This window comes from Arthrobacter sp. A2-55, from assembly GCF_025548615.1.
Taxonomy (GTDB): domain Bacteria; phylum Actinomycetota; class Actinomycetes; order Actinomycetales; family Micrococcaceae; genus Specibacter; species Specibacter silviterrae.
On sequence record NZ_JAJLOZ010000059.1, the window covers coordinates 1 to 13,158 of the forward strand.

Genomic DNA, 13,158 nt, shown 5'->3' on the forward strand with positions numbered 1-13,158 from the left:
ACTTCTTCAGCGCGGCCAGGGCTTCAGGGGCGCCCTGCAGGCGGTCCATGCCGGCGTCCTCCCACTCCACGGAGATGGGGCCGTCGTAGCCGATGGCCGTCAGCGCGCGGAATGCCGATTCCCAGGGGACATCGCCGCGCCCGGCGGAGACAAAGTCCCAGCCGCGGCGGGGGTCGCCCCACGGCAGGTGCGATCCCATGACGGTGTTGCGCCCGGTCATGCGCAGCTTCGTGTCCTTGCAGTCCACATGGTAGATGCGGTCCTTGAAGTCCCAGATGAAGGAGACCGGGTCGATGCCCTGCCACATGAAGTGGCTCGGGTCCCAGTTCAGTCCGAACGCCGGGCGGTGGCCGATGGCTTCCAGGGTGCGCACGGTGGTCCAGTAGTCGTAGGCGATTTCGGAGGGGTGGACCTCGTGGGCGAAGCGCACCCCGCATTCGTCAAAAACGTCCAGAATGGGGTTCCAGCGGTCGGCGAAGTCCTGGTAGCCGGCGTCGATCACGGATTCCGGGACGGGCGGGAACATGGCCACGTACTGCCAGATCGAGGAGCCCGTGAACCCGACAACGGTCTTGACGCCCAGTGCCTGGGCGAGCTTTGCGGTGAGTTTCATTTCCTCCGCGGCACGCTGGCGCACGCCTTCCGGGTCGCCGTCGCCCCACACCTTGGAGCCCACGATGGCCTGGTGGCGGAAGTCGATGGGGTTGTCGCACACGGCCTGGCCCTTGAGGTGGTTGGAGATGGCCCACACCTTGAGATTGTATTTTTCCAGCAGGGCCAGCTTGCCCTCGACGTAACCGGGCTCGTCCCAGCGCCACGGGTCCAGGTGGTCGCCGGAACAGGCGATCTCCAGGCCGTCATAGCCCCATCCGGAGGCCAGCCGGGCCACTTCCTCGAAGGGCAGGTCGGCCCACTGGCCGGTGAACAGGGTGTACGGGCGGGGCATGGTTAACTCCTTGTTGGCAGGGACGACGGGGTTTCGGTGGGTTCGGGTCTCGACGCGCTCGCAGGGCTCGCTGCTCGACCACCGGGTTCGGGTCTCGACGCGCTCGCAGGGCTCGCTGCTCGACCGCCGGCAGCTCGACCACCGGGCCCAACCACGGGGAGGGTGGCGCCGCCGGCCGCGGAGGAGGCCTCGATGGCGGCCAGGACCTGCTGCACGCCGAGCCCTTCCTCGAACGACGGCGAGGGATCGGTTCCATTGCGGATGGCCAGCAGGAAGTCGCGGAGCTGGTGGGTGAAGCTGTGCTCCCAGCCAATCACGTGTCCCTGCGGCCACCAGCCCACCATGTACGGATGTTCCGGTTCGGTGACCAGGATGCGGCGGAAGCCCTGCACCTCGATGGGCTCGGTGCCGTCCAGGAAGAACAGTTCGTTGGGGTTTTCCAAATTGAACGTCAGGGACCCGCTGGTGCCATAAACCTCCACCCGCAGGGCGTTCTTTTGCCCCAGTGCCACGCGCGACACGTCGACGCTGGCCACCGCGCCGCCGGCCAGGGACAGCGTGGCCCAGGCGGCGTCGTCGACCGTGACAGCTTCCGGGCCGTCGGGGCCCGGCCGCTGGGAGGTAAAGGTGTGCAGGCGCCCGCTCACCTCGGTGACGGTGTCGCCCAGCAGGAACTGGACCTGGTCGATGGCGTGGGAGGCAATGTCCCCCAGCGCTCCGGAGCCGGCCGTTTCCTTGCGCAGGCGCCAGGTCATGGGGGAGTCAGGGTCCGCCAACCAGTCCTGCAGGTAGGAGGCGCGGACCTGGCGGATGGTGCCGAGCCTGCCGTCCGCGATGAGCTGGCGCGCCAGGGCCAGCGCGGGCACGCGGCGGTAGTTGAAGCCCACCATGGACCGCACCCCGGCGCTTCTGGCGGCCTGGGCGGCACGGACCATGGCCTCGGATTCCGCCAGCGAGTTCGCCAGCGGCTTTTCCACCAGCACGTGCTTCCCCGCAGCCAGGGCCGCCGTCGCGATTTCCGCGTGCAGCCAGCCGGGGGCGCAAATGTCCACGATGTCGATGTCGTCCCGCTCCAGCACCGAGCGCCAGTCGGTGGCGGATTCGCTCCACCCGTACTTCGCCGCAGCCGTGGCCACGGCCTCGGCGTGCCTTCCCACCAGGACCTTTTGTTCAAAGGAGAGCACGTCAAAGTGGTTTGCCACCGATCGCCAGGCATTGGAGTGCGCCTGGCCCATGAAGGCGTAGCCAATCACCGCGACGCCGAGGGGCCGGGCGCTGGCCGGGGTCTGGGGGGAGTTCATGTGTTCGGATTCCTAGAGGGTTGCTTCGGTGGGGTTCCAGTCCGCGGGCAGCGGTGCCGAGGCCGGGGCCGTGCTGTCGACGGCGACAAATTCGCCGCTTTCCACGGATTCGGCAATCGAGACCATGGCATCCAGCACGTGGAAGGCGAGTTCGCCCGGGACCCGGTGCGGCACGCCGGCGCGGATGGAGCGGGCCAGGTCCAGCACGCCCATGCCGCGACCGTTGGCCGGGCCTGTGGCGGCAATGGAGGTCCAGCCGTCCTCGCCGCGCTTGCACAGCTGGATGTCGCCGTCGAAATTGTTGGGGTCCGGCAGCGAGATGGTCCCCTCGGTGCCGGTGATCTCGACAAATCCCATGCGGGTCTTGGGGGATTCAAAGCTGAAGACGCTGTGTGATGACGCACCCGAGGTGAACTTGGCGATGGCGCTGACATGGGTGGGGACCTCGACGTCGAACACCTCGCCTTCCTTGGGCCCGGAACCTATGGTGCGGGTGGGGAAGGCGGTATTGCCGACGGCGGCCACGGCGGCGATGGGCCCGAAGGTCTGGACCAGCGCCGTCAGGTAGTACGGTGCCATGTCAAAGAGCGGGCCGGCACCCTTTTGGAACAGGAACGCGGGGTTCGGGTGCCAGGATTCCGGGCCGGGGGACTGGAACATGGTCAGGGCCGTCAGGGGGGTGCCGATTTCGCCGGCGTCGATCAGGCGGCGGGCGGTCTGCAGCCCCGCACCCAGGAAGGTGTCCGGCGCGCAGCCAAGGCGAACGCCGGCAGCCTGGGCTTCCTTGAGCAGCCCCAGCCCGCTTTCACGGTCCAGCGAAAACGGCTTCTCGGTCCACACGTGCTTGCCCGCCTTGACGGCGGCCGTGGCCACTTCCACATGGGCGGCGGGGATGGTCAGGTTGACGATGATTTCCACGTCCGGGTGGTTCAGTGCCACGTTGACGCCGCCGGAGGCTTCGATGCCGTATTCGGCGGCGCGGGCCGCGGCGGCCTCTTCGAAGAGGTCGGCAATGACCAGCACCTTCACGTCCGGGAAGGTGGTGAGGTTGTCCAGGTACTGCTTGCTGATGTTTCCAGCGCCAATGACGGCGACGCCGACGGGTCCGGTTTTTGCCACGGGGATCAGGCCTTTCCGCGGTTCAGGAAGGCAAGGCTCTGGGCGATGCCGTCAAAAATGTCCCCGGCGTAGTCGTCAAACTCCACCACGCCGACTTCCAGTGACTTTGCGGCACCAATGACGTCCCAGACGGGCACCGCGCCCTGGCCGGCGGGCAGCTGGGCCTTGGTGTCCGTGGTCAGGGGGCCGTCCTTGATGTGGATGAACTTCACGCGCTCGCCCAGGCTGGTCAGGACGTCCACGGCATTGGCGCCGCCCACCGAGACCCAGTACGTGTCCACCTCCAGCACCAGTTCCGGATCCAGCAGCGTTGCAAAGTATTCCAGTGCCGTGGTGCCGTCGACCTTGGACTCCAGCTCCCAGGCATGGTTGTGGTAGCCCACGCGGATGCCGTATTCGGCGCCCTTCTTGGCGGCGGCGTTCAGCCCGGCCGCCGTCTTCTGGATTTCCTCGGCGCTTTGCCACTGTTCGGCCGGGATGAACGGATCGATCACCGTGGTCATGCCCAGCTTCTTGGCGGCGGCGAAGATTTCATCCTGGTCGTCCTTCAACAGCGGGGCGTGGCCGGAAGGGGCCGTGATGCCGTTGACTGCGAAGGCTTCGGCCAGGGCGTCGGCGGTGGCCACAAAGTTGTACGGCTCCACCTTGGTAAAGCCAAGTTCAGCCACGCGGGCAATGGTGCCGGGCAAGTCTTCCTCAAGCGGTTTGCGCACGGTGTAAAGCTGCAGGGAATACGTCACTGGGGTCTCCTGGGAAGGCTGAAAGAGTGTTCCACTTCAACTTAGGGGAACTTTTGACGAGCGTCAAGCAAAAGTTGGGCACCAAATTACATTGACAAGAATTGTGACAGATAGAAGCCCGTGTGTTATTTATTGGGGATGGCGAAGTCACCCGCAATTCCCCGCACAGCAACCACCGCGCCGAACGGCGGCCAGAACAGTGCGCCCAATGCGGCCGGGGTGGGCTCCGCGCGGGCCGGCGAGGTGTTCCAGCTGTTGCGTGACGGCCATGCCAGGACGCGGGCCGAATTGGCGGCCATCACCGGCCTGGCCCGTTCCACGGTGGCCGCGCGGATCGACGCCCTGGCCTCCTCCGGGCTGATCGGGCCGGCCGGTGAGGCAGTCTCCTCAGGCGGGCGGCCGCCGTCGCGCTTTGCCTTTCAGCCCACCGCCCGCGTGATCCTGGCCGTCGACGTCGGCGCCACGCACGTGCTCATTGGCCTGACGGACCTCAGCGGCAAGGTGCTCAGCGAACTGCGCGAATCCATTGACATTTCCACGGGACCGGTGCCCGTTCTTGACGCCGTCCTGGACCACTGCGGGCAGCTGCTGGCGCAGGCGGGACGGCATGAGAGCGAGCTGGTGGGCATTGGCATAGGCCTGCCCGGACCGGTGGAACATTCCACGGGCAAGCCGGCCAGCCCGCCCATCATGCCCGGCTGGGACGGCTTTGACGTTCCTGCGTATGTCCAGCGCCGCTTCGACACCGACGTGCTGGTGGACAATGACGTGAACATCATGGCCCTGGGCGAGAGGGCGGTGTACTGGCCCGACGCCGAGAACCTCCTGTTCATCAAGGTCGCCACGGGCATCGGTGCCGGCATTGTCAGCGGCGGCCTGCTGCAGCGCGGCGCGGACGGCACGGCCGGAGACATCGGCCACGTGAGGGTGCCGCGCGGGGGCGAGGTGCTGTGCCGGTGCGGCAATTACGGCTGCCTGGAAGCCATGGCGTCCGGCCCCGCCGTGGCTGCAGCCCTTGCTGCCAGCGGCGTGCCGGCGGCCACCGGGGAAGACGTTTTGGAGCTGGCCCGCCGCGGAAACCTGGCCGCCATCCAGGCCATGCGCCAGGCCGGCCGGGATGTGGGGGACGTGCTGGCGGCCTGCGTCAACCTGCTCAACCCGTCCGTGATTGTCATTGGCGGCGGGCTGTCCTCCGCCGGCGAATACCTGATGGCAGGTGTCCGCGAAGTGGTGTACCAGCGCTCCCTGCCACTGGCCACGGCGCGGCTGCGCATTGTCCAGTCCATGGCGGCCGACCACGCGGGCGTCCTGGGTGCCGGGCGCATGGTGATTGACCATGTGCTGGCACCGGACGGCGTGGAGCGCCTGGTGGCGGAGCACCAGCAGGCATGAGCGGGGCCGGGGGAGGCCGGGAAACGGGCACGGACGGCGCCGGCCGGGAAACCGGCGCCGGCGGAGGCGCCGGCAAGGTGACCATTGCCGGCCTGGCTGCCCGGCTGGGCCTGTCCAAGGCGTCTGTTTCCTATGCCCTCAACGGCCAGCCCGGCGTCAGCGGCCCCACCCGTGCCCGCGTGCTTGCCCTGGCGGCCGAGCTGGGCTGGTATCCCAGTTCCAGCGCCCGCGCCCTGTCCCAGTCCCGCAGCGATGCCGTGGGGATAGTGCTGGCCAGGTCCCCCGAAGAGGTGGGCTCGGAATCGTTTTACATGAACGTGCTGGCCGGCATTGAGGCTGTCCTGAGCGACCATGACCTGAACCTGGTGCTGCGCATGGTGACCCCGGAGGCCGACCCCGGAACCCGCCGGGACCTGGCCGTCTACCGGCGGTGGGCCGGGGAGGGCCGCGTGGGCGGCGTCATTGTCTTTGACCACGTGGCGGATGATCCCCGCCTGCAGCTGCTGGCCGCCCTGCGCCTGCCGCACGTGCTGGTGGGCGCCGCCGGGGATGCGGCCCGCACGGCCTATGGCGCCAACACCACGGTGGACCAGGGGCGGGATGCGGCCACCGTGGTTGACGCCCTGCACCGCCTGGGCCACCGCCATTTCGCCTATGTTTCCGGCCCCATGGCCCTCACCCACGAGACCGCCCGCTGGGCTGGGCTCCTGGCCGCGGCCGGCCGGCTGGGGATGACCGCCGTGACCAGTGCCTCCGACTACACCGCGGACGACGGCGGGAAGGCCACTACCGCTGTCATCGCCGGCTTGGCCGTGGGGTCCCCGGAGTTTCCGACGGCCGTGGTCTATGGCAATGACCTCATGGCAGTGGGCGGGCTCCAGGCGCTGAAGCGGCTCGGCGTGCTGGTCCCGGCCCACGTGTCGGCGCTGAGCTGGGACGATTCGCTCCTGTGCCAGCTCAGCTCTCCCGGCGTCGCGGCACTGGCACGCAACACCATGGAGCTGGGCCGCCGCTCCGCCGCCCTGCTCTTGGAGGTCATGGATGGTCACAGGGCTTCCGATGTTGCCATGCCGGCAGGCGCGCTGCTGGCCCGTGAAAGCCTCGGCCCGGCACCCCGTTAGGCCTGCCGGCACCGCCTGCGGATCATAACAAAGCGGTAACGATGCCGCCGAGCTGAACCGGTTCAGTTAAGCTGGTCACACACCCGGTGGCGCATTTTTCATGCCAAAAACCGCGTGATTGCAGGGTTTTTGGCGACGCTGTCGCCGAATTATCGCGCCCCGGCAGGCGAGATTTGATGACTGCAATCCAATAGCCTTAAAAATCGATCGTAACTTTTGATTGACGATCGACATAAGTTCATCTAGGTTTGGTTTCACGTAGGGGAACGGGTTCGCCCGGGACGCTCAGATCACGAAAAATCGGGAATCGCACGACAATGACAAGGAAGTCGCGACAGTGAAAATTCGTACTTTTGCCGCAGCAGCGGCAATCGCAGCCCTTGCAATAACCGCAACAGGCTGCAGCGGTGGCACCAGCAATTCCGGCGCCACGAATGGCGGGGGAAAGACCCTCACCTACTGGGCCAGCAACCAGGGCACCAGCCTTGACAACGACAAGCAGGTGCTCACGCCGGAGCTGCAGAAATTCCAGGACCAGACGGGCATCAAGGTCAACCTTGAAGTGATCGGCTGGAATGACCTGCAGACCCGCATTCAGACCGCCGTCACCTCCGGCCAGTCACCCGATGTGCTCAACATCGGCAACACCTGGGCGGCTTCCCTGCAGTCCACCGGCGCCTTCATGCCGTTCGACTCCGCAGCCTTTGACGCGATTGGTGGCAAGGCCAAGTTCGTCAAGACGGCCATGGACACCGGCGGCGTCCCCGGACAGGACCCCACCTCCGTCCCCCTGTACGGACTGGCCTACGGGCTGTACTACAACAAGGCCATGTTCAAGGATGCCGGCCTGACCCCTCCCACCACCTGGGAAGAGATGGTGGCCGACGCCAAGAAGCTGACCACCGGCAGCGTCCACGGCATGACCCTGGCGGCCGGAAGCTACACGGAAAATTCCCACTTCGCGTTCATCAACGCAGCCCAGAACGGTGCTGAATTCTTTGGCGCCGACGGCAAGCCCACCTTCACCTCCGATGGAATCGTCAACGGCATTGCCCGCTACCTGGACCTCATGCAGGCGGACAAGGTGGTCAACCCCTCCAATGCCCAGTACGACAACGGCACCCAGGCCATCAACGACTTCGCCAACGGCAAGGCCGCCATGGTGCTGAGCCAGAACAACGCCAACAGCTCCATCGCCTCGCAGGGCATGAAGGATGACGCCTACGGCGTGGTCGCCTTCCCGGCGCCGGCCGGCGGGCAGCAGATTGCCACGATGGTGGCGGGGATCAACATGTCCATCTTCAAGAACACGAAGAACAAGGACGCCGCCCTCCAGTTGGTGAAGTTCATGACCAGCGAAGCCACGCAGGCCTCCCTGGACAAGTCCTTCGCCGCACTTCCCGTCCTCCAGGGAGTGACCCCGAGCTTCACTACCAACGCAGAGCAGGCCAAGACCTTCGAGGACATCTACTCCAACAAGTCCAAGCCCCTCCCGCTGGTGGCGGCCGAGGACCAGTTTGAGAGCACTGTCGGCAAGGCCATGAACCAGATGTTCGCCAAGGTTGCTTCCGGCGGCACCGTCAGCAAGGCCGACATCAAGGCGGCCCTGACCACCGCGCAGCAGGCAGTCGAGGCTGCCGGCTAACCGTCAGTAGTCCAGCCCAACCAGGCGTTGAAGGGGCGGGGCCCGCGCAGCCGGCCCCGCCCCTTCACCGACCAAGTCCTTCCCAGAAAGGTGAGTGTCCGCAGTGTCTGCAACCACCACCACCCGAAAGTCCGGGGCGTCAGCCAAGGCGCCTCGCGGCGAGAACCGCAAAGGCCGCCGCGCCGGCTGGTGGCTGCCCTACGCGCTGCTTGCCCCCGCCGTCATTTTTGAGCTGGTCATCCACGTCATTCCCATGGTGACGGGCATCTGGATGAGCTTCCTCAAGCTCACCAAGATGTTCATTTCCAACTGGGGCAACGCCCCGGTCACCGGCCTGAAGAACTACCAGATCGCACTCGACTTCAATTCCGCCGTCGGCTCCGGGCTCCTGAAGTCCTTCCTGATCACGGCCGCATTCACCATCCTGGTGGTCGGCATTTCGTGGGGGCTCGGCATGGCCGCCGCCGTCGCCCTGCAAAAATCCTTCTTCGGCCGAGGCTTCTTCCGCACCCTGTTCCTGATTCCCTATGCCCTTCCCATGTACGCCGGCGTCATTGCCTGGAAATTCATGCTGCAGAAGGACAACGGGGCCATCAACCACTTCTTCTTCGACAACCTGGGCCTGCCCGGCGACAGGCCATTCTGGCTGATCGGCAACAACGCGTTCTGGGCGGTGGTCATCGTGGCCATCTGGCGCATGTGGCCGTTTGCCTTCCTCATGCTAATGGCCGGGCTGCAGTCCATCCCCAACGACGTCTACGAGGCATCCGCCGTGGACGGCGCCAAGCCGCTGCGCCAGTGGTCGGCGATCACGCTGCCCATGCTGCGCCCCGTCAACATGGTGCTGCTGCTGGTCATGTTCCTGTGGACCTTCAACGACTTCAACACCCCGTTTGTGCTGTTTGGCGGCTCCAACCCGCCGGCCGGGGACCTGATCTCCTTCCACATCTACAATGCCTCGTTCCTGACGTGGAACTTCGGGTCCGGCGCCGCCATGTCCGTGCTGCTCCTGCTGTTCCTGCTGGTCATCAGCGGAATCTACCTTCTCATCATGAACCGGAGGAAAGACCGTGCATGAAACCACCAGCGCCAAGGCGTTCAGAATCACTACCATCACGCTGCTGAGCATCTTCACGATCGTCCCCATCTGGGTCATGGTCATCTCCGGCCTGAAACCGTTGAAGGATGTCCAGGGTGCGTTCTCCTGGTGGCCCAGCACGCTGACCATCCAGCCCTACATCGACATGTGGCAGACGGTGCCGCTGGCCAGCTACTTCCTCAACTCGGTCATCGTCTCCAGCGTGGCCACCGTGCTGTCGCTGATCATCGCCATCTTCGCCTCCTATGCGATCTCCCGCTACAACTTCCGCGGCCGGACCATCTTCTCCACCACCGTCCTGTCCACCCAGATGCTGCCCGGCGTGCTGTTCCTGCTGCCGCTGTTCCTGATCTTCGTCAACATCAACACCAACTTCGGTCTGCAGCTGGTGGGCACCCGGACCGGGCTGATCATCACTTACCTGACGTTCTCGCTGCCGTTCTCCATCTGGATGCTGGCCGGCTACTTTGACGGCATCCCGCGCGAGCTTGACGAGGCCGCAAAGGTGGATGGCTGCGGGCCGATGCGCGCACTCATCCGGGTCATCCTGCCCGCCGCCCGGCCCGGCCTGGTCGCCGTGGCCATCTACAGCTTCATGACCAGCTGGGGCGAGGTCCTCTTCGCATCCGTCATGACCACCGACGCCAACCGGACCCTGGCCGTGGGCCTGCAGCTCTACTCGACGCAGACCAATGTGTACTGGAACCAGATCATGGCCGCCTCCGTGGTGGTCAGCATCCCGATCGTGATCGGCTTCCTGCTCCTGCAAAAGAACTTCGTGGCAGGTTTGACGGCGGGCGCCGTCAAGTAGCGCTGCCTTTCAAGACGGACGACGGCGGCACCCGGGCGAGTTGCAAAACCCGCCCGGGTGCCGCCGTCGTCCTGGCTTGCCCTGTCCGCGTTCAGGCGGACTGGCGAATGATCAATTCAGTGGGAACCGTAATGGCTGCCGGCTGCTTGCCGTCAATGACGTCCAGCAGGAGCCGGACCATTTCCTCGCTGATCCGCCCAAACGGCTGCCTGACGGTAGTCAGCGACGGGCTCGCCGTGGCGGAGATGCCGATGTCGTCAAAACCGGCGACGGCGACATCCTGGGGGGTGCGCAGTCCGGCTTCCGTGAGCACGTCGATGGCGCCAAGAGCCATGAGGTCGTTGCCAGCAGCCACGGCATCCAGGTCCGGCACCCGGCCAAGCAGCTCACGCATGGCTGCGGCGCCGCTTTCCCTGCTGTAGTCGCCGTAGGCGATCAAGCTTTCATCGGGCGATCCGCCGTGGTGGTCCTTGAAGGCCTTCAGCCGCCGGATGCCCCCGGAGGTGTCCTGGGGGCCTGCAATGGTGGCGATCCGCCGCCGTCCGCCGTCTTCCAGGTGCCGCAGCACGTCGAGGGCACCTTCATAATCGTCCGCCGCTACGTAGCCCATCTTCTTCTCAAACCCCAGGGGAACGCCACACGCAATGGCGGGCAGTCCGGCCGAAATGATGTCCGCAATGATCCCCTTCCTGCTTTGGTGTGAGGAGACCAGCAGCACGCCGTCCACGTGCCCGGCCGTCAAGAAATCGGCGGCGCGGCGCTGTTCCCCGGGTGTCCCCGCCAGAAGCAGGATCAGGGGGATGTCGTGGATGGCCAGGGCGTCGGCAGCCCCGCGCATCAAGACCTCAAAGTTGGGGTCCTCGAAAAGGCGGTCGTGGGATTCAGTCAACAGGAACGCCACCGAATGGGCCTTGTTGGTGGCCAGGCTCCTGGCATGGGGATTGACGCGGTAGCCGGTTTTCTTGATGGCCGCATTGACGGCGGCCAGGGACGCCGGGCTCACCCAGTGCCCGCCGTTGAGCACCCGCGAGACGGTTCCCCGGGACACCCCGGCCTCGGCTGCGACGTCGTCGATCTTGGGCCGGATCTTGCGCGGTGGCTGGGTCATGGTAAAAGACTACCTAGGCCTTGACTGCCCCGGCGGCAAGGTCCACCTTCCAGTACCGCTGCAACAGCAGGAACATGATGACCAGGGGGATGATCGAGAGCAGGGAGCCGGCCAGGACCAGCGTGTAGAGGGCGGGCGCCGAGGCACCCTGGTTGAGCAGCCCGTTGAGGCCCACCGTGATGGGGAACAGGTGGTCGTTGCCCAGCATGATGTACGGCAGCATGAAGTTGTTCCAGATGGCCACAAACTGAAACAGGAAGATCGTCACCAGCCCGGGCAGCATCATGGGCATGGCGATGCGGTTGAAAATGTACATTTCCTTGGCCCCTTCGGTCCTTGCGGCCTCCACAACGTCCCCGGGAACCGAGGCGGCGGCATATATGCGGGCCAGGTAAATGCCGTAGGGGCTGATGATCTGCGGCAGCAGGACGGACCAGTACGTGTTGGTGAGGCCCACCTGCGCCAGCATCAGGTATTGCGGGATGGCCAGGATGACTCCGGGAACCAGCACGCCCATGAGCAGGACCTTGAAGATGCCGTCCTTGCCGGGGAAGCTGAACTTTGCCAGGACGTAGCCGGACAGGGCGGATACCCAGGTGGATGCGAGCGCGCCAACGCCGGCGTAGAGGGCGGTGTTGAGCATCCAGCGCCAAAACAGACCGTCGCGGTAATTGCTTAGGTCCACAATGTTGTCCCACAGGTGGGTGCTGGGGGCAAGCGTGAAAGTGGAAAACAGCTGGTTGCCGTCCTTGCTGGCTGCGGCAACCACCCAGACTATGGGGAAGAGGCAGTACAGGGCGCCCAGAAGCAGGATGCCGGTGGAGACGTAGCTTGGCTTTTCGCGCAGGGCGGCCGGGCGGGATGTGGCGGTGGTGGTCATGGTCAGTTCTCCTGTCCGAAGGCCCGCTTCTGCACGATGCGCAGGAAAAGGAATGAGATGGCGAAGGTTGCCGCGGCAATGACCACGCTGGTGGAGGCGGCGGAGAAGATGTCGTTGCGGGTGAACGCGTCACGGTAGACAAGCATCAACGGTGACCAGCTGGTGGAGAGGCTGTTGGCCAGCGGGCGCAGGGTGGTGGGTTCGGCAAATACCTGCAGGGTGGCAATGATGGAAAACAGGGCTGTCATCACCACGGACGGGGCAATGATGGGGACCTTTATACGCAGGGCCATCTGGACTTCCGAGCAGCCGTCCAGGCGGGCGGCCTCATAAATTTCCGAGGGCACTGCCTTGAGTGAGGTGTACATGACGATCATGTTGAAGCCAACGCCTCCCCACAGGGCGATGTTGCAGATGGCGAACGTCACGAGCGAGGGGTCCAGCAGGGAGGGCATTGCCAACCCTGCCTTGTCGGCCAGGTAGTGCAGGGGGCTCACCCCGGGGAGGTACAGGAATCCCCACAGGAGTGAGCTGATGACGGCCGGCACGGCATACGGCAGAAAGATTGCGGTGCGTGAAAAGGCTCCTCCCCGGCTCCTGCGCGAATCGAGCAGGAGTGCAAACAGCAGCGCCAAGCCAAGCATCAGCGGAATGAGGATGGCGCCGTACAGGAGTACGCGCAGCACGCTGGCGCCAAATTCGGGATCCGTCAGGGAGTTCACATAGTTCTCAAGTCCGGCGAAGACCTGCGTTTGCGATCCCTTGCCAAGGCCCAGCCCCGTCACCTTCTTCTTCTGGAAACTCAGCACCAGGGTGTAAATGATGGGGGCTGCCATGAAGAGAACGAACAGGATGATCCCGGGCGCCAGCATGGTGTAGGGGACCAGCACCCGCGTCCTGAAGTTCCTTGCCCGCCTGGGGGTTCCGGGTGCTGCGGCGGCAGCCACACCCGGCCTGCTCACGGTTGTTGTCACGGATCCACGTCCTTGTACTGGG

General features: G+C 65.4%; 12 protein-coding genes. 5 read left to right on the forward strand and 7 right to left on the reverse strand.

Annotation, left to right across the window (positions count from 1 at the left end):
* The 4 genes from LPN03_RS15215 to LPN03_RS15230 form a co-directional block, all read right to left on the reverse strand.
* A partial coding sequence (locus LPN03_RS15215; protein WP_262454877.1) for a sugar phosphate isomerase/epimerase family protein occupies positions 1 to 946 on the reverse strand: 946 nt, incomplete at its 3' end.
* A gap of 2 nt (positions 947 to 948) precedes the next feature.
* On the reverse strand, positions 949 to 2,247 hold the full coding sequence (locus LPN03_RS15220) for a Gfo/Idh/MocA family protein (RefSeq protein WP_262454878.1): 1,299 nt from the start codon (positions 2,245 to 2,247) through the stop codon (positions 949 to 951).
* Between the two features lie 12 nt (positions 2,248 to 2,259).
* Positions 2,260 to 3,366, reverse strand: a complete 1,107-nt coding sequence (locus LPN03_RS15225; RefSeq protein ID WP_262454879.1) for a Gfo/Idh/MocA family protein — start codon at positions 3,364 to 3,366, stop codon at positions 2,260 to 2,262.
* A 5-nt stretch (positions 3,367 to 3,371) separates the two neighbouring features.
* Positions 3,372 to 4,106 (reverse strand): sugar phosphate isomerase/epimerase family protein, encoded by a 735-nt coding sequence (locus LPN03_RS15230; RefSeq protein ID WP_262454880.1) that lies wholly within the window; start codon positions 4,104 to 4,106, stop codon positions 3,372 to 3,374.
* Between the two features lie 138 nt (positions 4,107 to 4,244).
* On the opposite strand from LPN03_RS15230, the gene LPN03_RS15235 reads away from it, so the two are divergent.
* From LPN03_RS15235 to LPN03_RS15255, 5 genes are all read left to right on the forward strand, one after another.
* A complete protein-coding gene (locus tag LPN03_RS15235; protein WP_262454881.1) occupies positions 4,245 to 5,498 on the forward strand; it encodes an ROK family transcriptional regulator in 1,254 nt (417 codons plus the stop codon).
* On the forward strand, positions 5,495 to 6,619 hold the full coding sequence (locus tag LPN03_RS15240; protein WP_262454882.1) for a LacI family DNA-binding transcriptional regulator: 1,125 nt from the start codon (positions 5,495 to 5,497) through the stop codon (positions 6,617 to 6,619). Before LPN03_RS15235 ends, LPN03_RS15240 begins: the two co-directional genes overlap by 4 nt.
* A 337-nt stretch (positions 6,620 to 6,956) precedes the next feature.
* Positions 6,957 to 8,264 carry an ABC transporter substrate-binding protein gene (locus LPN03_RS15245; protein WP_262454883.1) on the forward strand — a complete coding sequence of 436 codons (1,308 nt, stop codon included), beginning with the start codon at positions 6,957 to 6,959 and terminating at the stop codon, positions 8,262 to 8,264.
* Between the two features lie 103 nt (positions 8,265 to 8,367).
* On the forward strand, positions 8,368 to 9,342 hold the full coding sequence (locus LPN03_RS15250) for a carbohydrate ABC transporter permease (RefSeq protein ID WP_262454884.1): 975 nt from the start codon (positions 8,368 to 8,370) through the stop codon (positions 9,340 to 9,342).
* On the forward strand, positions 9,335 to 10,174 hold the full coding sequence (locus tag LPN03_RS15255; protein WP_165180251.1) for a carbohydrate ABC transporter permease: 840 nt from the start codon (positions 9,335 to 9,337) through the stop codon (positions 10,172 to 10,174). Before LPN03_RS15250 ends, LPN03_RS15255 begins: the two co-directional genes overlap by 8 nt.
* A 91-nt stretch (positions 10,175 to 10,265) precedes the next feature.
* On the opposite strand, the gene LPN03_RS15260 is transcribed toward LPN03_RS15255, so the two are convergent.
* Genes LPN03_RS15260 through LPN03_RS15270 form a run of 3 tightly spaced genes read right to left on the reverse strand, consistent with a single transcriptional unit; the run spans position 10,266 to position 13,136 of the window.
* Positions 10,266 to 11,282, reverse strand: a complete 1,017-nt coding sequence (locus tag LPN03_RS15260; RefSeq protein ID WP_262454885.1) for a LacI family DNA-binding transcriptional regulator — start codon at positions 11,280 to 11,282, stop codon at positions 10,266 to 10,268.
* Between the two features lie 13 nt (positions 11,283 to 11,295).
* Complete coding sequence (locus tag LPN03_RS15265; protein ID WP_262454886.1) at positions 11,296 to 12,162, reverse strand: carbohydrate ABC transporter permease; 867 nt, start codon at positions 12,160 to 12,162, stop codon at positions 11,296 to 11,298.
* Between the two features lie 2 nt (positions 12,163 to 12,164).
* Complete coding sequence (locus LPN03_RS15270) at positions 12,165 to 13,136, reverse strand: carbohydrate ABC transporter permease (protein ID WP_410468606.1); 972 nt, start codon at positions 13,134 to 13,136, stop codon at positions 12,165 to 12,167.
* Positions 13,137 to 13,158 lie beyond the last annotated feature (22 nt).